Origin of the sequence: Tateyamaria rhodophyticola (genome assembly GCF_047777875.1) — a bacterium.
Lineage (GTDB): Bacteria > Pseudomonadota > Alphaproteobacteria > Rhodobacterales > Rhodobacteraceae > Tateyamaria.
In genome coordinates, this window is record NZ_CP180519.1 from 3,051,768 (window position 1) to 3,071,935 (window position 20,168).

A 20,168-nucleotide genomic window follows, 5' to 3' on the forward strand; every position below is an offset into this window, starting at 1 on the left:
GTCATGCTCCGGTTATTAAGCCATATGGCTAACAATCATCCCGATACCCTGTCACCGCTGTTCGCCGCCCTGTCTGATCCGACGCGGCGGGCGGTCATCGACGCGCTGATCTCCGGGCCGCTGCCGGTCTCAACCCTCGCCGCGTCACATGACATGGCGCTGCCCAGCTTTCTCAAGCATCTCGACCGGTTAGAGGCCGCCGGGCTGATGACCAGCCGCAAGGACGGGCGCGTGCGGGTCTGCACATTGTGCGCGGATGCGCTTGGTCCGGCGGAAACCTGGCTGGCGCAGGCGCGCGGCCGCTGGGCGGGCAAGCTGGATCGATTGGCCGCCCATCTCGATGCGACAACACAGGAGCGCAAACAATGAGCACCGAATTTGGACAATTGCAGTTTGACCGGACGATGGCGGCCGCACCGGAGCGGGTGTTCACCGCGCTGACATCACCGGCCGAGCGCATGGCCTGGGGCCCGCCCGATACCGGGTTTGTGGTTGAGATTGCCAGCACGGATATGCCCGTAGCGGGGCGTCGCGAGATGTCCCGCGTCGGGCCGCGCGACAATCCGTATGTGGATGTGGCGACCGACTGGATCGTGATGGAAGCGCCCGCGCGCCTGATCTACGCCGAAACGCTCAGCGCCGAGGGCGCATTGCTCGCCACGAGCTTTGCAACCTTTGAGTTGGATGCGGCGGACACAGGCACGCGGTTGCGCGCCACGGTCCATATTGCGAACTTTGCCGGTGCAGAGATGATGGGCGAGATCGAAGGCGGTTGGACCCACGCCATGGATGCGCTTGACCGTCACTTGACCTGAGCGCCTGCGCACCTCTCTATGCGGTCAAGCACAGGAGAGCGACATGAGCATCACACGCATTCATTCCGGCGGCGCGTTTGAACCAAAGATCGGCTATTGCCGTGCTGTGGTCGCGGGCGATTGGGTCCACGTGGCGGGCACGGTGGGGCAGGGCGATACGGTCGTGGATCAGTGTCGCGATGCGCTGCGGATCATTCACGGGGCACTGCGTGAGGCGGGCGCGGACTGGGCCGATGTGGTGCGGGTCACCTATATGCTGCCCGACCGGCACGAGTTTGAACCGTGCTGGCCGCTGTTGTCAGAGACCTTTGGGGCCAACCCACCTGCGGCGACGATGATCGAATGCGGCCTCATTGATCCGAAATACCGGATCGAGATTGAGGTGACCGCCTATCGCCCTGCGGCCTAGGCTGCGACTTTGTAGCGGGGGCCGAGCGCCGTGCGGATGTAATCTTCGCTTAGGGGGTCCCAAGTGGCGTCGCCCGACACAAAACCGCCCGTGCGCAGGGCCTCTTGCAGGGCGGCCATATCCGGCTCACCCACTGCTGTGCGGGCTCGTTTCGAATTCGGATGCTGCCATTCGGCGCGCAGGCAGTTGACCTCAAGCGGGGCGCGCCCGGTGAAGGCCGTCAAGTGCCGCGTGATCAACTGGGTCGCCGCCGATTTGCGCCGGATGATCATGGCGAGTTCCTGATCCGCGCGCCCGCACATGGCAAAGAGGTGCAGCGCCGAGCCGTCGCAGGAGATGATCTGTTTCGCCGCCTTATAGTGGGCGATTTGTGTCGCGATATCATGCTCTTCCGGGCAAAAGACGGTGTATCCCTCGTCGGCCAGATGCGCTTCGAGCACGCTTTCACCCAGCAGACCACCACGCCCGGCGGGCAGCTTGCTGCGTGAGATATAGAGCCGGTCGGGCCCATCCGCCTCGATATCCGCACCAAACCGGGCGCGCGCGAAATCGCGGTAGGCCGGTGTGCCCGCGGATATCGCACCAAGGCCAAATCCCTGACCCGGCACAACCAGTTCTTCGACCTCGAGCGCTGCGTCAGCGACCATGATCGGCACGTCGATGCCCAACGCGTCAAAGACCCCTTTCTGGAACGACAACAGGCCCGTGCGCGTGCCACCGCGACGGGGCACGAAAACGATGCCGTCAAAGGGTTTTTCCTCTGCCTCCAGCGCCCAGAGACGGCCTAGGGATTCGGCGACAAAATGCGCAAAGTTCCAGTAGAGCATCCCGCCCCAGAGCCAGCGTCCCGCCACTTTCTTCCGCGTTGCAGGCCGGTCAAACGGCAGGGTCAGCCGCCGGGTGTTGCGCCAATGGGCGCTGGCGGGCACGTCGTCGCCTTTCGCCGTCTGCACGCCGGACGGCCCGATCAACAAATCGCCTTCGGGCGGCATGACGGTCGCTTTCTTCACCGTCTCGATTGTCTGGGACCAGCCAAAGGAGGCGCGCGGCCATGAGGCGTCGGGATGCGCCTGCCACTCGGGGCGGGTGCAGGCCCACACGAACCGGGTCGAGATATCCTTGCACTTCTCAAAGCCGGCGTTTTGCAGGATCGTCTTGCAGTCATGGGCGCCGGAACGGCCGTACACCTTGGGGTGAAATTCGATGATGATCGCGCGGATGCCGCGCAAATCGGCGTGGCGCAGAAAATCCTGTTCGCCGCCTTCGATGTCCATGACCAGCACGTCGGGGCGAAATTCGTCAACAACGGCGTCATAGGCGACGGTGGGCACATCGACGGGGGTTGTGCGCCGCTTGTCCTGCTCGACCAGCGAAGACCCGAGAAACGAGGTCCGCAGATGGAACGTGACATGTTCGGGCGGCTTTGGTGCTGCGACCACAACATTGTGCCGAACCTCGATCCGGTCCTGCAACCCGTTGACCTCGTAGAGCCCGCGGATATGCGGCAGCAGGTTCGGGTTGGCCTCGAACGACAGAACCGCTTCGGGCTTTGCGTTCTTGGCAATCACAGCCCCCACAACGCCGAGGCCAGCCCCCATTTCCATCACGCGGTCGCCCTTGCGGATCAGCTCCAGCGCGCCCTTGATTTCTTGCCCCTCATAGGTGCCCTCGTTCATGCGACGCACCCGCGCATCGTTCAGGAACGGGGATGCGGGCACCATCACGCCATGGCACAAAGCGGCGTGTTCCGGGGTCTTTTTCGCCATGGGACTGCGTCTCAACTTTATATGTTTTTTCTCTTATTACGCGGTGTAGCGCCACGGAGCTAACAAAAACTGGACAAGATCGGCACAGAGCCGCGCCTGCGGCACCCCAACCACTGGACGGCTGGCGCGGAGTTCTCCATATACGGAGACAAGAGCAAGGAGGCGCCGATGGGCATTCTCAATACACTGTTGCGGGCGGTCACGTGGTGGAACAGCCAGACAATCGGCACGCAGGTCTTTACCTGGCGCAAGGGCGAGCGCGTGGGCGAAGACAGCCAGGGCAACGTGTTCTACCGCACCCGTGATGATGCCAAGCGTTGGGTGATCTATAACGGTGAGGCCGAGGCGAGCCGGGTGGACCCGGACTGGCACGGGTGGCTGCACCGGACATGGGACGAATTGCCCAGCGACAAGCCGCTTGTGCACAAGACATGGGAAAAGCCGCATCAGCCGAACCTGACCGGAACGGCCATGGCCTATGCGCCTGCGGGGTCAATCCGTCGTGCGGAACCCGCCGACCGCTCCGATTACGAAGCGTGGAGCCCTGAATAGGGGGCGCTGACATGGCAGAGAACACAACCGAAGTTCTGGTGGGCGGTGCCGTTCTGGCGGCAGCCATCGCATTTGGCGTCTATGGCGCGCAAGTTGCGGGCGTGGGCAGTGGCGGCGGCGACAGCTATCCGCTGACGGCGAGTTTTCGCAGTGTCGAGGGCGTGAATGTCGGCACCGATGTGCGGCTGGCCGGGGTCAAGGTGGGCACGGTGACGGATGTTGCGCTGAACCCCGAAACCTACCGGGCGGATACAACCGTGACCTTGTCCGCCGCGACCCAGGTGCCAGATGACAGCGCCATCGTGATCAGCTCCGAAGGGCTGCTTGGCGGCAACTTCGTGGAAATCGTGCCGGGCGGATCGCCGTTTTACTTCGCGTCGGGGGATGAGATCACGGACACCCAAGGGTCGGTCAGCCTGATTTCGCTGCTATTGCGCTTTGTCTCTGGCGGAGAGGGCGAGTGATACGGACGCTCCTTGCCGTTCTGGTCGCGAGTGCCACCTGTGCGGCGGCGCAGGTACAGACCGAAAATGCCAGTGGCGCGGTGCTACGCGGTCTCGACAAGTTCAGCGGCGAGGTGGTCGACATTGAACTGCCTGCGGGCCGGACGGTGCAGTTCGAACGCCTCAACATCACATTGACTGAATGCCGCTATCCGGTGGGCAACCCGTCGGGTAACGCCTATGCCGGGCTGCAAATCACCGAACTGGGCCGCGAAGGTGTGGTGTTTTCCGGTTGGATGGTGGCGTCGGCGCCGGGTCTGAACCCGATGGAACATGCGCGTTATGACGTCTGGGTCATGCGCTGCACCACATCCTGAAGCGGTGACAACGTCCGTTTGAGACGTGCCGGAACATCCAGCGCGTGGGCCAGTTGGTGGCGGTACTCGGACCGGCTGATTTCAATCGCACCAAGGCTGGCCAGATGTTCCGTCAGGAACTGCGTATCAAAAAGGACAAATCCGCAGCGGCGCAGGTGATCAACCGCCACAGCCAGCGCGATTTTCGAGGCGTTGGTGCGCCGCGAAAACATACTTTCCCCGAAAAATGCACCACCCAGCACAACGCCATAGACCCCGCCAACAAGGTCCGGGCCATCCCACAGCTCAAAGGAATGCGCCTGCGCCCGCATGTGCAACGCCATGTAAAGACGGCGGATTTCCGGATTGATCCAGGTGTCGACCCGGTCGGCGCACCCGTCCACCACGGCCTCAAAGTCATGATCAAGCCGCACCTTCCACGGACAGCGACGCATCGCACGGGCCAGCGACCGTGACATGTGGAACCCATCCAGCGGCAACACGCCCCGGCGTTTGGGATCGACCCAGAACACCTCCGGGTCGTCCCGCGACTCCGCCATCGGGAATATCCCGTTGGCATAACCCCTGAGCAGCAGGGATGGCGTCAGGATCGGTTCGGTCATGGCCGGTCTCTCCCGCGGTGAGGGCGGGCGGCGCTCAGCCCTCCTGCGCCTCCAGCCACTTTTCCAGCCAGTGAATGTTGTAATCCCCGGTGTGGATGTCGTCTTCGGCCAGCAGGGCGTGGAACAGGGGCACTGTGGTGTCGATGCCGTCAATGATCAACTCGCCCAGGGCCCGGTTCAGGCGCGCCAGCGCCTCGGCCCGGTCGCGCCCGTGCACGATCAACTTGCCGATCAGGCTGTCGTAATAGGGCGGGATGCGGTAGCCGTCATAAAGCGCGCTGTCCATCCGCACGCCAAGACCGCCCGGCGCATGATACTGCGTGATCGTGCCGGGGGAGGGCGAAAAACTGGGCAGTTTTTCCGCGTTGAGCCGCACCTCGATCGAGTGGCCGTTGATGGTCAGGTCGTCCTGCTGCAACGACATGTCCAGACCGGAGGCCACGCGGATCTGTTCGCGCACGAGGTCCACGCCAAAGATCGCCTCGGTCACGGGATGTTCGACCTGCAGGCGGGTGTTCATCTCGATGAAATAGAACTCGCCCTTTTCGTACAGGAACTCGATCGTGCCAGCGCCGATATAGTTGATCTTGGCCACCGCATCGGCACAGACCTTGCCGATGGCCGCGCGTTCTTCGGCGGAAATCGCAGGGCCGGGGGCCTCTTCGAATACCTTTTGGTGGCGGCGTTGCAGCGAACAATCCCGTTCGCCCAGATGGACCGCGCGGCCCTTGCCATCGCCGAACACCTGGATCTCGATATGGCGCGGTGTGGTCAGGTATTTCTCGATATAGACTTCGTCATTGCCAAAGGCGGCCTTGCCTTCGGCCCGCGCGGTCATGAACGCGCTTTCCATGTCAGCGGCGGTTTGCGCCACTTTCATACCGCGCCCGCCGCCACCTGCCGTGGCCTTGATGATGACGGGATAGCCCATCTCTTCGCCCAAGGCCTTCGCTTCCTCCAGCGTCGCCACCCCGCCGTCAGAGCCGGGCACGCAGGGCACGCCAAGCGCCTTCATCGTGTCCTTGGCCGTGATCTTGTCGCCCATGACCCGGATATGTTCTGCCGTAGGGCCGATAAATGTCAGGCCGTGATCCTCGACGATCTGCACAAATTGCGCGTTTTCCGACAGAAAGCCGTAGCCGGGGTGGATCGCTTCGGCCCCCGTGATCTCGCAAGCAGAGATGATCGCGGGAAAGCTGAGGTAGGATTGCGGCGAGGCGGGAGGGCCAATGCAGACGGATTCGTCCGCCATACGCACATGCATGGCGTCGGCATCTGCGGTCGAGTGCACCGCCACCGTCGCCACACCCATCTCACGGGCGGCACGGATCACGCGCAGGGCAATCTCGCCCCGGTTGGCCACTAGGATTTTATTGAACATGGCGCGCGCCCCTTATTCGAGGATCACGAGCGGGGCACCAAACTCGACCGCGGCGCCATCGTCGACGAGGATGCGCTTGACGGTGCCCGCGCGCGGGGCGGGGATGTGGTTCATGGTCTTCATCGCCTCAACGATCATCAACGTGTCGCCTTCGGCCACTTTGGCACCGACGCTGACAAAGGCGGGCGCGCCCGGTTCGGCCTGCAGGTACACTGTGCCGACCATGGGCGACGTCACGGCGCCGGGATCATTGGCCGGATCAGCGGCAGGTTCTGCCGCAGCAGGGGCGGCAGGCGCAGGCGCGGCAGACGGGGCCGCAACGGCCACTTGCGTCGGCGCGGCCGCTGCAGCGGCCTGCATCATCTGACGTGACACGCGGACGTTCAGGCTGTCGTCTTCGCCGTATTCACGTTTGACCTGCAATTCCGTCAGGTCGTTCTCACGCAGCAGTTCCGCCAGTGCCTTGATAAAGGCCACGTCTGCATCATGGGATTTGTTTGTCATCTACGTCCTCAACACCACGGGCGGTCACTGCGCGCCCCACTTGCTCGGGGCCGCTTATAGCGGGGCATTGGCGCGGTGGAAAGCACCGCCTTTGACGTTGGGGCAGGCGGGCGACGCAAAAACGCCCCGCAAACGGGAGGGCGGGGCGGTTTTGTCGAAAGAGCGGGCGGTCTCAGATCGCGAGATATTCCGAGCGCAGCTCTTCGTTTTCGAGAACCTCGGCGGCGGTGCCGTCGAAGACGATGCCACCGGTGTCGAGGATGATGGCCCGGTCGGCCAGTTGCAGGGCGCGCACGGCGTTCTGCTCCACGAGGATGGTGGTGATCCCCTGTTCCTTGATGATGGCGAGGGTCTTTTCGATCTCGTCCACGATCACGGGGGCCAGCCCTTCGTAGGGTTCGTCCAGCAGCAGGACCTTGATGTCGCGGGCCAGCGCGCGGGCAATCGACAGCATCTGCTGTTCACCGCCCGACAGGGTCACGCCTTCCTGGTTGCGGCGTTCCCCGAGGCGGGGAAAGAGGTCGTAGAGCCGTTCGATGGACCAGCCGATGGGGGGGGCGATCTGCGCAAGCTTCAGGTTCTCTTCCACCGTGAGGCCGGGGATGATCCGGCGATCTTCGGGCACGAGACCCAGACCTGCCTGAGACGCCTCATGCGAGGACATGTTGTGGAGCGGCTGGTGGTCCAGCCAGATTTCCCCGTGCCGCACCTCCGGATCGCCGATCCGGGCGATGGAGCGCAGGGCCGAGGTCTTGCCCGCGCCGTTGCGGCCCAAAAGCGCAAGGATCTCGCCTTCGTGCACGTTAAAGCTGATGCCCTGCACGATATAGCTTTCGCCGTAATAGGCGTGCACGTCCCATACGCTGAGAAAGGCGGGCGCGGTCTGCGCGTGGTTCACGCCTTTGGAAAAGTCGGGTTTTACGTTCATCTGTCAGTCTCCGTTTTGAGCGGGGCGACGAATTTTGCAAAATTCGTCCGCGCTCCGGGTCAGGCCGCGTCCTGGGTTTCGCCGAGATAGGCTTCGCGCACTTTCGGGTGGCCTTTGATATTGTCAGGTGTGTCTTCGACCAGTGGTGTGCCTTGCGCCAGAACGGTGATCCGCTCGGCGAGGCTGAACACCACATGCATGTCGTGTTCGATGATCGAGATGGTGATGTCACGCTCGTCCTTGATCTGTTTGAGCAGGTCGATCGTGTTGTTGGTGTCGGCGCGCGCCATACCGGCCGTCGGTTCGTCCAGAAGCAGCAGCCGCGGCTCCTGTGCCAGGCACATCCCGATCTCCAGACGCCGCTTGTTGCCCCGCGACATGGTCGCCGCGTTGTCACTCCGCGCGTCGGCCATGTTCATCTCTTCGAGCATGTGTTCCGCGCGTTCGACGATTTCACGGTCCTTCATCATGTTGATGATGGCATTGGCGGTAAACGACCCGTCCCGCTTGGCAAAACAGGGGATCATCATGTTTTCCAGCACGCTCAGCTCGCCAAAGATCTCTGGCGTCTGGAACACGCGCGAAATGCCCATCTGGTTGATCTCGTAGGGCTTGCGGCCCAGCACGGATTGCCCGTCGAACATCACCGACCCGGTGTCGGGGATCAGCTTGCCCACCAGACAGTTCAGCAGAGTGGACTTTCCCGCGCCGTTTGGCCCGATGATGGCATGCACGGTGTTTTCTGCCACGCTCAGGTTCACGTCCCCAAGCGCTTGCAGACCACCGAACCGCTTGCCCACGTTTTTGACTTCAAGGATACCCATGTGTTTTCTCCTTATTCCGCAGGCGTGGTTTTGCCGTCAGGCGTGTCGGTGGGCTTCTTCTTGCGACCAAAGAGGCGCGCAATTCGCTGTCCACCTTCAACCAGACCGCCGGGCAGGAAGATCACCACAGCCATGAAGATCAGGCCAAGTGTCAGGTGCCAGCCCTTGCCGATGAAGGGATAGATCAGCGTGACCACGAAATCCTCAAGCCCGTCGGGCAGGAACGCGAACCACGTGTGCAGGATGTCGCTGTTGATCTTGGACAGGATGTTTTCCATGTACTTGATCGCACCGGCGCCCAGCACGGGCCCGATCAGCGTGCCGACACCGCCCAGGATGCTCATCAGAACAACCTCGCCCGATGCGGTCCAGAACATGCGTTCCGCGCCCACCTGTGTGTCCATCGCCACCATCAGACCACCGGCCAGACCGGCATACATGCCCGAGATGACGAAAGCGGCCAATGTGTAGGGTTTGGCGTTGAGGCCGGTGTAGTTCAGCCGCTGCTGGTTCGATTTGACCGCCCGCAGCATCATGCCAAACGGCGACCGGAAGATGCGGATCGACAGGTAGAAGGCCAGCAGCATCACGATGGCCGCCACGTAGTAGCCCGCGTTGAAGGTAAAGAGCCAGTTGCCGACGTTCAGCTCGAAACTGGATCCCATTTCGAGGCCAAAGAGGTTGGCGCGCGGAGTCTCACCCTCGGCCAGCGCGCCGTCGAGGATGCGTGCGTCCGTGATCTTGGGTTGCAGGCCCGTTTCACCGCCCGTGATCGGTGTCAGCACCGAATAGGCAAGGCTGTAGGACATCTGCGCAAAGGCCAGCGTCAGGATCGAGAAGTAGATGCCCGAGCGCCGGAGCGAGATCCAGCCCACCGCCAGCGAGAACAGGCCCGCCACGACAATCGACACCATGATGGCCGGGATCACGTTCATGGTCAGCAGCTTCATCATCCAGATCCCGGCATAGGAGCCGACCCCCAGAAAGGCCGCGTGACCAAAGGAGAGGTAGCCGGTGAGGCCGAACAGGATGTTGAACCCGATGGCAAAGATCCCAAAGATGACAAAGCGTTGCATCAGGTCGGGATATCCGGCGTTGAATTGCGCCATGCCGGAGCCTTCGGGGAAGGGGTTGAGGATAAACGGTGCTGCCATCGTCAGGATCGCGACGAGGATCAGCAGGCGGGTGTCTTTGGCGTCCAGTCCGAACATGGCTTAGTCCTCCATCACGCCCTTGCGGCCCATAAGGCCCCGAGGACGGGTCAGCAGAATGATGATTGCAACAAGGTAGATGATGATCTGGTTCAGGCCCGGCAGGATCGCCAGCACTTCGCGCATCGACGCAAAGCTTTCCAGAATGCCCAGCAGGAAGCCTGCGAGCACGGCACCGGGCAGCGACCCCATGCCGCCCACAACCACCACCACAAAGGACAGCACGAGGAAATCCATGCCCATGTGATAGTTGGGCGAGTTGATCGGCGTGTACATCACCCCGGCCAGCCCCGCGACAGCCGCCGCAATCCCGAACATCAGCGTGAACCGCTTGTCGATGTTGATCCCCAAAAGCTGCACCGTCTCGCGGTCGGCCATGCCGGCCCGGACAACCATCCCGAAGGTGGTGAACTGGAGAAAGGCAAAGACGGCACCGATGATGATCGCAGCAAAGGCAAAGTAGATGATCCGCCAGTAGGGATAGATGATCTGATTGGCCTCAAAGCCCATCATGGCGCCAAAATCGAACGATCCGACAAAGGCCGATGGCGCAGGTGTCGGGATCGGGTTGGCACCGTAGTAATACTTGATGATCTCCTGCAGCACGATGGCAAGGCCGAACGTCACGAGGATCTGGTCCGCGTGGGGGCGCTTGTAAAAGTGCTTGATCAGCCCGCGTTCCATCGCAACGCCGATGGCGATCATGACGGGAATGGCAAACAGGATCGACAGCGGCACGGCCCAGTCGATTATGGTATTGCCCGCCGCCTCTCCGAACCAGTCGTAGACATAGGGCACCTCAACCTTGAGCGGGTTTCCGAGGAAATCCTTCTGCGTTTCGTCGATAACGGTGTGGCTCAGGGAGATGATACGGCTCAGGGTGACGGCACAGAACGCACCGATCATGAACAGCGCCCCGTGGGCAAAGTTCACAACGCCCAGCGTACCGAAGATCAGCGTCAGCCCAAGCGCAATCAGCGCATAGGCCGAGCCTTTGTCGAGCCCGTTCAGGACTTGCAGGATGATGGCTTCCATCGGTCGGACCTTTGGTTGAAGTGAGAGAGAGCGGGCCCGCTGGCGGGCCGGAGTAGGGTGGGCAATTTGCCCACCCTTGTTTTGTGCGTGCCGCTTAGGCGCCCGGGTTGCAGGTGCCCAGCTCGCCGCCAAAGATGGAGGCGTCGTAGGTAACCTGGCTGACCGGTGTGACTTCCACGATCTCGAGAAGGTCGAACTCCGATGTCGGGTTCTCTTTCCCTTTCACGACCAGCACGTCCTTGAAGCACTGGTGGTCTTCGCCACGATAGAGGGTCGGGCCGTTGCCCATGCCGTCGAATTCGAAGTCCTTGAGCGCTTCGCCAACCGCACAGGGGTTGAACGAACCGGCGCGTTCCACGGCATCGGCATAGAGCATCGCCTGCACATAGCAGGTGTGCGCGGCCTGGGACGGCGGGAAGCCGTATTTGTTGCCGAAGGATTGCACGAACGCCTTGGAGCCTTCGTCCTGCAGCGACCAGTGCCAGTTGGTGGAGCCAAAGATACCCTTCACGTTGGCGCCCGCACCCTTCGCCATCAGGCGCGAGTAGAGCGGAACAACGATCTCGAAGTTCTTGTTGTTCACCAGCTTGTCGCGCAGGCCGAACTGAACCGCGTTGGTCAGCGAGTTCACCATGTTCCCGCCGTAGTGGTTCAGAACCAGCACGTCCGCACCCGATTGCAGAACCGGCGCGATGTAGGAGCTGAAGTCGGTCTGTGTCAGCGGTGTTTTCACAGCTGCGACAGTTTCCCAGCCGATCGCTTCGGTCGAGGTCCGCACCGCTTCTTCTGTGGTGTAACCCCAGTTGTAGTCGGCGGTCAGGTGGTAGGCTTTACGGTCGTTGCCGTAGTTCGCACCGAGGATCGGAGCAAGCGCCGCACCGGACATGTAGGAGTTGAAGAAGTGGCGGAAGCCATTTGCTTTCTTGTCCTTGCCGGTGGTGTCGTTGGAGTGGGTCAGACCCGCCATGAAGATGATGCCCGCCTCTTGGCAGAGCGCTTGCACGGCCACGGCCACACCCGAGGACGAGCCACCCGTGATCATCACGGCGCCGTCTTTTTCGATCATCGAGCGTGCGGATGCGCGCGCGGCGTCGGATTTGGTTTGCGTGTCGCCTGTGACGTACTCGACTTTCTTGCCGAGGATGCCGTTGCCCTGCAGGGCTTTGGACGAGAACGTGTTCATCAGGCCGCCGTCGCCGCCACCGTTCAGGTGCTCGACCGCCAGCTCATAGGCGCGCAGTTCGTCCGCACCTTCGTCGGCATAGGGGCCGGTCTGGGGCACGTTGAAGCCCAGCGTGACGCTCGAACCGGTGGGTTCGTTTGTAAACGCTGCGGCCGACTGGGCCGTAAAGATTGTCGGAGCAGCAAAGCTTGCACCGGCGATTGCACCGGTTTGCAGCACGCCGCGACGCGACAGAGTCATCTTGGACATGAAAATCCTCCCGTTTCATTTGAGATGTGCGGCGCGGGCTCCTCCACCCGGACGCACGGCACCCAAAGGTGCAAATACGTTATGGCGCGAAGTCAGAAAACTGCGCAATAAACCCTTTGTTTAGAATGATTATTTTGTAAACATCTGCACAATACGGCGGTATACAGTGTAAAGTTTCTTACGTTGCAGTGCAGAAAGGCACTGAAAACGAACGGGAAATTCCACTGTTGCGAGAGGGTCGCATATGGCACGCGAAGCATTGGCAGGCACACGCATCCGTGAAAGGCGGATCATGGGAGGGTTCAAGCAGGCCGATCTGGCGCGGCAGCTGGGCATTTCGGCCTCTTATCTCAACCTGATCGAACACAATCGGCGCAGAATCGGCGGCAAACTGCTTCTGGATATCGCGGGCACGCTGGGGGTCGATCCGTCGATGCTGACCGAAGGGGCAGAGGCTGCGTTGATCGCGACACTGCGCGAGGCGGCGGCCGCCCAAGGGGTCGCCGCGCCAGAGACAGAGCGCGCCGACGAATTTGCCGGGCGTTTCCCCGGCTGGGCGGAGGCACTGGCCGCCGCGCATCGCCAGATCAACCGGCTGGAACGCACGGTCGAAACGCTGAGCGACCGGCTGGCATATGATCCGAAGCTGGCGGCATCGGTGCACGAAGTCTTGTCCACTGCGGCGTCCATCCGCGCCACCGCTTCCATCCTTGCCGAGGACCCGGACCTCAGCCCCGACTGGCGCGCGCGCTTTCACGGCAACCTCGACAGCGACAGCCAACGGCTTGCCGACAGCTCCAAGGCGCTGGTGGGATTTCTCGATGCCGAAACGGGCGAGGCCGCATCAGGCTTGTCCGCACAGGAAGAGGTCGAGGCGTTTCTGACCGCGAATGACTATGCCTTCACCGCACGGGACACGGATGCGGACCGCATCACGCAGGCGAAGGAGCTGACGACCCATGCCGCACGCCGCCTGGCCGCGGCGGTGCTGCAACGCATCGGGGCGGACCGTGCGGCGGTGCCGGATGCCGTGCTTGCCGATGCCCATGCGGAACACGGCGCCAACCCGATCGCCATCGCCAACCACTTGAACGTGCCATTGCCGCAAGTCATGCGGCGGCTGGCGCTCTTGCCGGATCTTGGCCTCGGGCTTGTGGTTGCGGACCGGGCGGGCAGTCTGGTCTTTCGCAAGGCGGCGTCGGGGTTTGCCATCGCGCGTCACGGCGCATCCTGTCCCCTGTGGCCGCTCTTCGAAGCGCTGGCCATGCCGGGCAGCGCGCTTTACCGGCGGGCGGAGATGCGCGGGCGGGAATCCGCGCTGTTCGACTGCTATGCGACGGCGCAGGTCATGACCCCCGCAGAACCCAACATGATGCCATTGACCGAAGCGACGATGCTGATCGTTCCCGTTCCGGCCACCGACCGCGATGCGGGGCCCGACCCGCTGCCGCTTGGACCCACATGCCGCATCTGCCCCCGGCGCAAATGCCCCGGCCGCCGGGAGCCGTCCATCCTGAGCGAGGAATTTTGAGCGATCCATTTTGACAGGGGCCGCAAATGGTCACATAGTTTCCGCGCGTCAACAGAGGCACAACGCCCGGGCGCGCATATCGGGGAGGAGGTGCAGACATGGGCAAGCATGTTCTGCTGGTCGAAGACGAGATCAATATCATCGAGGCCATCCGCTTTTTGTTGAGCCGGGAGGGTTGGCAGGTGGATACGCATGGCGATGGGGCGACGGCGGTCGATACAGTGCGCGATTTGCGCCCGGACCTGCTGGTGCTCGACTATATGCTGCCGGGCAAAAGCGGCATGGACATTCTCAAGGAACTGCGCGCGGATCCGGAATTTGCGAGCCTGCCGATCCTGATGCTGACCGCCCGCGGCCAGTCGCGCGACCGCGACGAAGCCGAACGCGCAGGTGTCAGCCGCTTCATGACCAAACCGTTTTCCAATCTCGAAGTCATGACGGCGGTGCGCGACCTGGTGCAACTGGCGCAATGAAACCGCCAAGCCCATCCGCCGTCTTTCTTGAACGCCGCAGTTACCGGCGGCGGCGGATGATGGATGCGCTGCGCCTTTTGCCGATCCTCGGTGTGATGCTGCTGATGCTGCCGCTGTTCTGGCCCGCGGTTTCGGACACGGGCGCGCAGGCCGTCAGCATGTCGACGGCGGTTATATACGTCTTCCTGGTGTGGTTCCTGCTGATCTGCGCGTCGTTCATCCTGTGGCGCGGGCTGTGGCGGGGGCAGGGGCAGGACAACACGGAGGCGCCCGACGGCGCGGACGCCCCATGATTTCCGTCAACCAGTTGGTTGGGGTCAGCATCGCCTATGTGGCGTTCCTCTTTGCCATCGCCTTTTTCGCGGAACGGTCGGCGGCGCGCGGGCAGGGCGCATGGTTGCGCTCACCGCTGGTCTACACGCTGTCGCTGTCGATCTACTGCACGGCATGGACCTTTTACGGTGCGGTTGGATATGCGGCGCGCTCGGGGATGGAGTTCGTCACCATCTACCTCGGTCCGACGCTCGTGATGCTGGGCTGGTGGTGGGTCCTGCGCAAGCTGGTGCGCATCGGGCGCGCGCAGCGGGCCACATCCATCGCGGACCTGATTTCCGCGCGCTATGGGAAGTCCAACCTGTTGGCCATTGTCGTGACCATCATGGCCGTGGTCGGGGTGACACCGTATATCGCGCTGCAATTGCAATCGGTGACCCTGTCGCTCGAAGCCTTTGCCGAACCGTCCCCCGATAGCGCGCTCAACAACGCATCGGCGGCATTTTGGGTCGCCTTCGGGCTCGCGATCTTCACCGTGCTTTTCGGCACCCGCAAACTCGACGCCAATGAACGGCACAGCGGCGTGGTCATGGCCATCGCCGTCGAAGCGGTGGTCAAGCTGGTGGCGCTGATCGCCGTGGGCGTGTTCGTCGTGTGGGGCATTGCGGGAGGGTTTCAGCCCATGCTGGCCCGCATCGACGCCTCGCCCATCGGCGCGTGGCAAATGGACGGCTCCCGCTGGGCTGCGCTCACGGCGCTGTCTGCGGCCGCGTTTCTGTGCCTGCCGCGCATGTTTCAGGTGCTGGTGGTCGAGAACGAAGACGAACGCCACCTGCAGATCGCAGCCTGGGCCTTTCCCGTCTACCTGATGTTGATGAGCCTGTTTGTCGTGCCCATCGCTGTGGTGGGGCTCGACCTGATGCCGCCGGGGTCGAACCCGGACCTGTTTGTGCTGACCATTCCGCTGGCCGAAGGCCGGTCGGGCCTTGCCGGGCTCAGCTTTCTGGGCGGGTTTTCGTCGGCCACGTCCATGGTGATCGTGGCCACGCTGGCGCTGGCCACGATGGTGTCGAACCATGTGGTGATGCCTGTGTGGCTCAAGGTGCAGGGGGGCGAGGGGGCGCTTGTGTCCGGTGACGTGCGCAACGTGGTGCTTGTGGCGCGGCGTGCGTCGATCCTGATGATCCTCGGGCTCGGCTATCTCTATTACCGGCTGTCAGGGGGCGGTGCGGCGCTGGCGGCGATTGGCCTGATTTCATTTGTCGGCGTGGCGCAATTCCTGCCGGCGCTGCTGGGGGGGATATTCTGGCGTGGCGGGTCGCGATGGGGCGCGCTGCTGGGCCTGTCAGTTGGCTTTGTGGTCTGGGTCTATGCGTCGCTTCTGCCCAGCTTTGGCCCGGATGGCGCCTTGTCGGCGCGGGTGCTGGCCGAGGGGCCGTGGGGCATCGGCTGGCTCAGGCCGCAGGCGCTTTTCGGGATCGAAGGGTTGGATCCCACCGTGCACGCGGTGGTCTGGTCGCTGACCCTGAACACAACCGTGTTCATCGTCGCCTCGCTCGTGACTTTCCCGACGCCTCTCGAGCGGTTGCAGGGCGCGCAATTCGTCAATGTGTTTGAACATTCGGCCCAGCCACAGGAATGGCACGCCGCCATGGCCACGTCCGAAGACCTCATGATCATGGCGCAGCGTATCCTGGGCCCTGAAGACGCACAGATGCTGTTCCGCGCAGAGGCGCAGCGGCAGGGTCTTGCGGGACATTTGCCGGAGCCCAATCAGGCGTTCCTGCTGCGGCTGGAACGCGAATTGGCGGGGTCCGTCGGGTCGGCCACCGCCCATGCGATGATTGCGCAACTGGTCGGTGGCACGTCCGTTTCGGTCGAAGACCTGATGGCGGTGGCCGACGAATCCGCGCAAATCCTCGAATACTCGAACCAGCTTGAGGCCAAGAGCGCCGAACTGGCCCTGACCGCGCGACAGCTGCGCGATGCCAATGACAAGCTGACGGCGCTGTCGGTGCAAAAGGACGCCTTCCTCAGCCAGATCAGCCACGAATTGCGCACGCCCATGACCTCGATCCGGTCCTTTTCGGAAATTCTCCGCGATACCGAAGGTTTGGGCCAGATCGAAAAGACCAAATACGCCTCGATCATCCATGGCGAGGCGATTCGCCTCACGCGATTGCTGGATGACCTGCTGGACCTGAGTGTTCTGGAAAACGGTCAGGTGAATTTGAACATCGAAGATGGCCGCCTGGTGGACGTGCTGGAAAAGGCGGTCATCACCGCGCAGGCCAGCGGCGACGGTGCGTTGCGGCTCAAGCGGCGGCGGCTTGATGAAATGATTGAGCTGAGCACGGATCTCGACCGGCTGGCACAGGTGTTCATCAACCTGATCACCAATGCGGACAAATATTGCGACGCCCCCGAACCACAGCTGGATATCACCGTCGAGACACGCGACGGCGCGCTGTGCGTGGTGTTTCATGACAATGGAACGCCGATTGCCGCATCGGAGCGGGCGCTGATTTTCGAAAAATTCGCCCGCATCGATGGAACGCCCGGTTCGGGGGCGGGACTGGGCCTTGCCATCTGTCGCGAGATCATGACGCGGCTGGGCGGTGATATCGTGCTGGAACGCAGTGCGGCCGGCAATCGGTTTGTCGTCATCCTGCCGGGGCAGGCGGCGCTTGCCGCGCAATAATGTGCGGTGTGACGGAGCTTTAAAGCCCTTGGTAACCAATCCTCACTACGTAAGGACGGACCTGCCGGACCTTTGGTTTGAGAGTGTATGGACGACAAAGCATCTTCCAACGCGCTGCGACGTATCGCAAGCGCGGGGCGTGCCCATCATGAGGCGCGTGCCGTCACCTTGCAAAAGGCGATGCGTCTGGCGCTTGCGCGGGTGTCCGATGCGGTGCTGAACCTGCCGATGGCGATGATCGGCGCGGTGGTACAGGAGGCGTCCGCCGACACGCTCGAGGCGCACCTGTCTGATGACGGGCTGCTGATGCTGCTCGATGGGCCGGGTGGCGCGCGTGGGGCCGCGATGATGGACCCGGTTCTGGTCGGCGGCATTATCCAGCAACAGACCCTGGGCACCGTGCGCGAGGATGACGGATCGCCCCGGCGCATGACGCGCACGGATGCGGCGATGTGTGCGCCCCTGATCGATCATCTGATCGCGGCGGTGACGCCGATGCTGGATGATCCGGCCGATTGCGCGTTGATCGAAGGGTTCAGCTTTGGGTCGCGCGCCACAGATGTGCGCACCATGCTGCTGGCTTTGGAGGCCACGGATTTTGGTGTGGTGCGATTGACAGTGGATGTGGCGCAGGGCACCCGGCAGGGCGAGATGGTGTTGATCCTGCCACATCGTCCGGTCAGCGAGTTGCCCGTTGATGGCGAGGATGAGGCCGCGGATGCGGGGCAGACCGCGCCGCAATTGGCCGATACGATCATGCTGGTCCCGGCCGAGCTCGAAATGGTGGTGTGTCAGATCCCGATGTCGCTCGCATCGGTGCGGGGGTTGGAGGTCGGCCACGTGCTGAAGGTTCCACCCGGTCATTTCCCGCAGGTGCAGTTGACGACCCGGACGGGCCGCATTGTCGGGCGCGGCACGGTGGGCCATGTGGACGGTGTGCGGGCGGTCAAGCCTCTGCGTAAACCCAACTATGCCGATCGTCCGATGCGACGGGCCAGCGATGCAGATGAGCTGGATTTGCCGGAGGTCGAACTGCCCGATGCCAAGGACCGGCGCCGCGCGGCACCGGAGCCTGAAAAACTGCCAGCCGTGGAAGAAGCCGCGCCAGAAGTGCCGGACATGGACACCTTGCCAGATCTCGATGATCTGCCGGATCTTGCCGATTTACCCGACCTTGCGGCCTTGCCCGCGCCGGATGGCCCTGTGGATGCCGATCTGCCCAGCCTTGATGACCTGCCCGATCTGGCAGACCTGCCGGATCTTGCGGATTTGCCGGACATCGCGCCGATCAAGGCCGTCGGTTGACGGCCCCGGATCACTCTGTCCTGGCGATGACTTCGAGCGTGGGCCTGATGTTTTCGAGGTCATAGCCCCCAGACCGCGCGGCCTCCAGAACGGCGTCCACCCCGAGGCTCTGCGCATGCCCCAAGGTCCACACAACGGTGGAGCGGGTGCCGGACGCGCAATAGGCAACGACCGGCCCGGATGCGTTCGCGATCAAGGCCGCCTGTTCCTGCGCGATCTGCGGTGTCATGCTTTGATGGGTCAGCGGCAACCGGTGAAAGGTCAGCCCCGCAGCCAGTGCCGCCGCCTCCAGCGCATCCGCCTGAAAGGCCGGTGGCACCTCCGGGTCGGGGCGGTTGCAGATCACGGTCGTGATCCCCGCCGCTGCGAGGTCCGGCATATCCGCCGGATCCATTTGAGGCGAAACGAAATAGGCGGGTGTGATCTGTCGAATATCCATAGCGCCGGAATTTAGGCGCCGCGTGCGCGGCTGTCCAGCGCCCGGCGCACAGGCGGTGTGGCCCACATGCCCACACACATCGCCGCCAGAAACAGAACGCCGGGCCAGCCACCATAGCTCAGCGATGCCAGCGCAGGACCGGGGCACAGCCCCACAAGACCCCATCCGACCCCAAAGAGGACAGATCCGATGATCAACGGACGGGTGATCGCGTCGCCGGGCGGTGCGGGGTATGCCGCGCCCGCGACCGGCCTGCCACGCCGCGCCACGCGCCACGCAATCACCATCGGCAGGATCGCACCGCCCATCACAAAGGCGAGCGTCGGGTCCCATGCTCCGGCGACATCCAGAAACCCGCGCACCCGCGCGGTGTCCGTCATACCGGACACGTGCAGCCCCGCGCCAAAGAGCGCGCCGCTGATCAGTGCAAAGAGCGCCCGCATCACAGACCCAACCCGATGCGCAGCGCGGTGACGGTCACCGCACCCGCTCCGATATAGGCAATCGTGGCCACCAACCCGCGCAGCGACAGCCGCGACAACCCGCACACCCCATGCCCCGAGGTGCATCCATTGGCGAAACGCGTGCCCAGTCCCACCGCGAGGCCACCCGCAATCAGCAATGCGGCATTGGATGTGGCCCGGGTGTCCACCTGCCATCCCGCGACGGAGATCAGCGCAGGCGTCCCGATCAGCCCCACAAGAAAGGCCAGCGTGGTGCCACGGTCGCGCCCGGTTCCGTCAATCAGGCCACCGACAATGCCGCTAGCCCCCATGATCCGGCCCGTGCCCAGCAGCAAAACCGCCCCGGCACAGCCAATCATCAGCCCGCCCAGCAGCCCGTAGACCCACGCCACATCCATCGTGCGCTCCTATCCCAGAAAGACACCCAGAACGACCAGCATCAGCCCGATTACCGAAATGAACAGCGCGCCAAGATTGCGCGGCAGCACACGGGCCATCACGGCGCGCATCTCTTCGTCGGGCAATTTTGCGCGGCGTGCGCGGTAGACGGTGACGATGCACCACACGAGACCCGCCAGCCCCAAAAGGGCGAAACCCGCCCCGGCCCAGACCAGCAATTCAAACAGAGGCGCACGTGTCGATTGTTCCATGCCGCAGGGCTAGCGCACGGGACGACGGGACACAAGGCTCCCCCTTGCGCGGC

24 protein-coding genes are annotated in these 20,168 nt (G+C 63.1%); 11 read left to right on the forward strand and 13 right to left on the reverse strand.

Going from position 1 to position 20,168, the window contains the following annotated elements; genetic code table 11:
- The first annotated feature begins 24 nt into the window (after nucleotides 1-24).
- From ACERHN_RS16455 to ACERHN_RS16465, 3 genes are read left to right on the forward strand one after another with little or no spacing between them, the layout of a single operon-like run.
- Nucleotides 25-369 carry an ArsR/SmtB family transcription factor gene (locus ACERHN_RS16455; protein WP_415920104.1) on the forward strand — a complete coding sequence of 115 codons (345 nt, stop codon included), beginning with the start codon at nucleotides 25-27 and terminating at the stop codon, nucleotides 367-369.
- The gene (locus tag ACERHN_RS16460; RefSeq protein WP_415920105.1) at nucleotides 366-815 is read left to right on the forward strand and encodes an SRPBCC domain-containing protein; all 450 of its coding nucleotides are present in this window, start codon (nucleotides 366-368) and stop codon (nucleotides 813-815) included. The genes ACERHN_RS16455 and ACERHN_RS16460 overlap by 4 nt, the downstream gene beginning before the upstream one ends.
- Nucleotides 816-858: 43 nt before the next feature.
- Complete coding sequence (locus ACERHN_RS16465) at nucleotides 859-1,224, forward strand: RidA family protein (protein WP_415920106.1); 366 nt, start codon at nucleotides 859-861, stop codon at nucleotides 1,222-1,224.
- Here ACERHN_RS16465 and ACERHN_RS16470 read toward each other — a convergent pair.
- Nucleotides 1,221-2,990 carry an FkbM family methyltransferase gene (locus ACERHN_RS16470; protein ID WP_415920107.1) on the reverse strand — a complete coding sequence of 590 codons (1,770 nt, stop codon included), beginning with the start codon at nucleotides 2,988-2,990 and terminating at the stop codon, nucleotides 1,221-1,223. The two genes, ACERHN_RS16465 and ACERHN_RS16470, sit on opposite strands and share 4 nt — an antisense overlap.
- Before the next feature lie 168 nt (nucleotides 2,991-3,158).
- Between ACERHN_RS16470 and ACERHN_RS16475 the strand changes: the two genes are divergently transcribed.
- The 3 genes from ACERHN_RS16475 to ACERHN_RS16485 are packed head-to-tail and all read left to right on the forward strand — an operon-like array spanning nucleotide 3,159 to nucleotide 4,362.
- Nucleotides 3,159-3,542, forward strand: coding sequence for an NADH:ubiquinone oxidoreductase subunit NDUFA12 (locus tag ACERHN_RS16475; RefSeq protein ID WP_415920108.1), 384 nt, complete (start codon nucleotides 3,159-3,161; stop codon nucleotides 3,540-3,542).
- Between the two features lie 11 nt (nucleotides 3,543-3,553).
- Complete coding sequence (gene mlaD / locus ACERHN_RS16480) at nucleotides 3,554-4,006, forward strand: outer membrane lipid asymmetry maintenance protein MlaD (protein ID WP_415920109.1); 453 nt, start codon at nucleotides 3,554-3,556, stop codon at nucleotides 4,004-4,006.
- A complete protein-coding gene (locus ACERHN_RS16485) occupies nucleotides 4,003-4,362 on the forward strand; it encodes a DUF2155 domain-containing protein (protein ID WP_415920110.1) in 360 nt (119 codons plus the stop codon). The genes mlaD and ACERHN_RS16485 overlap by 4 nt, the downstream gene beginning before the upstream one ends.
- Here ACERHN_RS16485 and aat read toward each other — a convergent pair.
- From aat to ACERHN_RS16525, 8 genes are all read right to left on the reverse strand, one after another.
- Nucleotides 4,326-4,964, reverse strand: coding sequence for a leucyl/phenylalanyl-tRNA--protein transferase (gene aat / locus ACERHN_RS16490; protein WP_415920111.1), 639 nt, complete (start codon nucleotides 4,962-4,964; stop codon nucleotides 4,326-4,328). The genes ACERHN_RS16485 and aat overlap by 37 nt on opposite strands.
- A 34-nt stretch (nucleotides 4,965-4,998) precedes the next feature.
- A complete protein-coding gene (gene accC, locus ACERHN_RS16495; RefSeq protein ID WP_415920112.1) occupies nucleotides 4,999-6,345 on the reverse strand; it encodes an acetyl-CoA carboxylase biotin carboxylase subunit in 1,347 nt (448 codons plus the stop codon).
- A gap of 12 nt (nucleotides 6,346-6,357) precedes the next feature.
- Nucleotides 6,358-6,849, reverse strand: a complete 492-nt coding sequence (gene accB / locus ACERHN_RS16500; protein WP_415920113.1) for an acetyl-CoA carboxylase biotin carboxyl carrier protein — start codon at nucleotides 6,847-6,849, stop codon at nucleotides 6,358-6,360.
- Nucleotides 6,850-7,021: 172 nt separating this feature from the next.
- Entirely contained in the window at nucleotides 7,022-7,777 is a 756-nt protein-coding gene (locus ACERHN_RS16505; RefSeq protein ID WP_415920114.1) for an ABC transporter ATP-binding protein, read from the reverse strand.
- A gap of 59 nt (nucleotides 7,778-7,836) precedes the next feature.
- Nucleotides 7,837-8,601 carry an ABC transporter ATP-binding protein gene (locus ACERHN_RS16510; protein ID WP_415920115.1) on the reverse strand — a complete coding sequence of 255 codons (765 nt, stop codon included), beginning with the start codon at nucleotides 8,599-8,601 and terminating at the stop codon, nucleotides 7,837-7,839.
- 11 nt (nucleotides 8,602-8,612) lie between these two features.
- A complete protein-coding gene (locus tag ACERHN_RS16515; RefSeq protein ID WP_415920116.1) occupies nucleotides 8,613-9,812 on the reverse strand; it encodes a branched-chain amino acid ABC transporter permease in 1,200 nt (399 codons plus the stop codon).
- A 3-nt stretch (nucleotides 9,813-9,815) separates the two neighbouring features.
- Nucleotides 9,816-10,847: a branched-chain amino acid ABC transporter permease gene (locus ACERHN_RS16520; RefSeq protein ID WP_415920117.1), complete on the reverse strand. Its 1,032-nt coding sequence runs from the start codon at nucleotides 10,845-10,847 to the stop codon at nucleotides 9,816-9,818.
- 94 nt (nucleotides 10,848-10,941) lie between these two features.
- The gene (locus ACERHN_RS16525; RefSeq protein WP_415920118.1) at nucleotides 10,942-12,279 is read right to left on the reverse strand and encodes a substrate-binding protein; all 1,338 of its coding nucleotides are present in this window, start codon (nucleotides 12,277-12,279) and stop codon (nucleotides 10,942-10,944) included.
- A gap of 244 nt (nucleotides 12,280-12,523) precedes the next feature.
- Between ACERHN_RS16525 and ACERHN_RS16530 the strand changes: the two genes are divergently transcribed.
- The 5 genes from ACERHN_RS16530 to ACERHN_RS16550 all read left to right on the forward strand — a co-directional run bounded on the left by ACERHN_RS16530 (nucleotide 12,524) and on the right by ACERHN_RS16550 (nucleotide 18,562).
- Entirely contained in the window at nucleotides 12,524-13,810 is a 1,287-nt protein-coding gene (locus ACERHN_RS16530; RefSeq protein WP_415920119.1) for a short-chain fatty acyl-CoA regulator family protein, read from the forward strand.
- 98 nt (nucleotides 13,811-13,908) lie between these two features.
- Nucleotides 13,909-14,283 (forward strand): response regulator transcription factor, encoded by a 375-nt coding sequence (locus tag ACERHN_RS16535; RefSeq protein ID WP_415920120.1) that lies wholly within the window; start codon nucleotides 13,909-13,911, stop codon nucleotides 14,281-14,283.
- A complete protein-coding gene (locus ACERHN_RS16540; protein WP_415920121.1) occupies nucleotides 14,280-14,576 on the forward strand; it encodes a hypothetical protein in 297 nt (98 codons plus the stop codon). Before ACERHN_RS16535 ends, ACERHN_RS16540 begins: the two co-directional genes overlap by 4 nt.
- Nucleotides 14,573-17,257 carry an ATP-binding protein gene (locus ACERHN_RS16545; RefSeq protein WP_415920122.1) on the forward strand — a complete coding sequence of 895 codons (2,685 nt, stop codon included), beginning with the start codon at nucleotides 14,573-14,575 and terminating at the stop codon, nucleotides 17,255-17,257. The genes ACERHN_RS16540 and ACERHN_RS16545 overlap by 4 nt, the downstream gene beginning before the upstream one ends.
- Nucleotides 17,258-17,344: 87 nt before the next feature.
- Entirely contained in the window at nucleotides 17,345-18,562 is a 1,218-nt protein-coding gene (locus tag ACERHN_RS16550; protein WP_415920123.1) for a hypothetical protein, read from the forward strand.
- A gap of 10 nt (nucleotides 18,563-18,572) precedes the next feature.
- Here the strand turns inward: ACERHN_RS16550 and ACERHN_RS16555 are convergent, their stop codons facing one another.
- From ACERHN_RS16555 to ACERHN_RS16570, 4 genes are read right to left on the reverse strand one after another with little or no spacing between them, the layout of a single operon-like run.
- Entirely contained in the window at nucleotides 18,573-19,001 is a 429-nt protein-coding gene (locus ACERHN_RS16555; protein WP_415920124.1) for a TIGR01244 family sulfur transferase, read from the reverse strand.
- Between the two features lie 11 nt (nucleotides 19,002-19,012).
- Nucleotides 19,013-19,444, reverse strand: coding sequence for a DUF6691 family protein (locus ACERHN_RS16560; protein WP_415920125.1), 432 nt, complete (start codon nucleotides 19,442-19,444; stop codon nucleotides 19,013-19,015).
- Complete coding sequence (locus ACERHN_RS16565) at nucleotides 19,444-19,863, reverse strand: YeeE/YedE family protein (protein ID WP_415920126.1); 420 nt, start codon at nucleotides 19,861-19,863, stop codon at nucleotides 19,444-19,446. The genes ACERHN_RS16560 and ACERHN_RS16565 overlap by 1 nt, the downstream gene beginning before the upstream one ends.
- 9 nt (nucleotides 19,864-19,872) lie before the next feature.
- Nucleotides 19,873-20,115, reverse strand: coding sequence for a hypothetical protein (locus ACERHN_RS16570; protein ID WP_415920127.1), 243 nt, complete (start codon nucleotides 20,113-20,115; stop codon nucleotides 19,873-19,875).
- Nucleotides 20,116-20,168: the final 53 nt, after the last annotated feature.

Bases quoted from the DNA above. Each gene is read 5' to 3' on its own strand.
- ACERHN_RS16455 (WP_415920104.1), top strand. From the start codon at position 25: ATGGCTAACAATCATCCCGATACCCTGTCACCGCTGTTCGCCGCCCTG.
- ACERHN_RS16460 (WP_415920105.1), top strand. From the start codon at position 366: ATGAGCACCGAATTTGGACAATTGCAGTTTGACCGGACGATGGCGGCC.
- ACERHN_RS16465 (WP_415920106.1), top strand. From the start codon at position 859: ATGAGCATCACACGCATTCATTCCGGCGGCGCGTTTGAACCAAAGATC.
- ACERHN_RS16470 (WP_415920107.1), bottom strand. From the start codon at position 2,990: ATGGCGAAAAAGACCCCGGAACACGCCGCTTTGTGCCATGGCGTGATG.
- ACERHN_RS16475 (WP_415920108.1), top strand. From the start codon at position 3,159: ATGGGCATTCTCAATACACTGTTGCGGGCGGTCACGTGGTGGAACAGC.
- mlaD (WP_415920109.1), top strand. From the start codon at position 3,554: ATGGCAGAGAACACAACCGAAGTTCTGGTGGGCGGTGCCGTTCTGGCG.
- aat (WP_415920111.1), bottom strand. From the start codon at position 4,964: ATGACCGAACCGATCCTGACGCCATCCCTGCTGCTCAGGGGTTATGCC.
- accC (WP_415920112.1), bottom strand. From the start codon at position 6,345: ATGTTCAATAAAATCCTAGTGGCCAACCGGGGCGAGATTGCCCTGCGC.
- accB (WP_415920113.1), bottom strand. From the start codon at position 6,849: ATGACAAACAAATCCCATGATGCAGACGTGGCCTTTATCAAGGCACTG.
- ACERHN_RS16505 (WP_415920114.1), bottom strand. From the start codon at position 7,777: ATGAACGTAAAACCCGACTTTTCCAAAGGCGTGAACCACGCGCAGACC.
- ACERHN_RS16510 (WP_415920115.1), bottom strand. From the start codon at position 8,601: ATGGGTATCCTTGAAGTCAAAAACGTGGGCAAGCGGTTCGGTGGTCTG.
- ACERHN_RS16515 (WP_415920116.1), bottom strand. From the start codon at position 9,812: ATGTTCGGACTGGACGCCAAAGACACCCGCCTGCTGATCCTCGTCGCG.
- ACERHN_RS16520 (WP_415920117.1), bottom strand. From the start codon at position 10,847: ATGGAAGCCATCATCCTGCAAGTCCTGAACGGGCTCGACAAAGGCTCG.
- ACERHN_RS16525 (WP_415920118.1), bottom strand. From the start codon at position 12,279: ATGTCCAAGATGACTCTGTCGCGTCGCGGCGTGCTGCAAACCGGTGCA.
- ACERHN_RS16530 (WP_415920119.1), top strand. From the start codon at position 12,524: ATGGCACGCGAAGCATTGGCAGGCACACGCATCCGTGAAAGGCGGATC.
- ACERHN_RS16535 (WP_415920120.1), top strand. From the start codon at position 13,909: ATGGGCAAGCATGTTCTGCTGGTCGAAGACGAGATCAATATCATCGAG.
- ACERHN_RS16540 (WP_415920121.1), top strand. From the start codon at position 14,280: ATGAAACCGCCAAGCCCATCCGCCGTCTTTCTTGAACGCCGCAGTTAC.
- ACERHN_RS16545 (WP_415920122.1), top strand. From the start codon at position 14,573: ATGATTTCCGTCAACCAGTTGGTTGGGGTCAGCATCGCCTATGTGGCG.
- ACERHN_RS16550 (WP_415920123.1), top strand. From the start codon at position 17,345: ATGGACGACAAAGCATCTTCCAACGCGCTGCGACGTATCGCAAGCGCG.
- ACERHN_RS16555 (WP_415920124.1), bottom strand. From the start codon at position 19,001: ATGGATATTCGACAGATCACACCCGCCTATTTCGTTTCGCCTCAAATG.
- ACERHN_RS16560 (WP_415920125.1), bottom strand. From the start codon at position 19,444: ATGCGGGCGCTCTTTGCACTGATCAGCGGCGCGCTCTTTGGCGCGGGG.
- ACERHN_RS16565 (WP_415920126.1), bottom strand. From the start codon at position 19,863: ATGGATGTGGCGTGGGTCTACGGGCTGCTGGGCGGGCTGATGATTGGC.
- ACERHN_RS16570 (WP_415920127.1), bottom strand. From the start codon at position 20,115: ATGGAACAATCGACACGTGCGCCTCTGTTTGAATTGCTGGTCTGGGCC.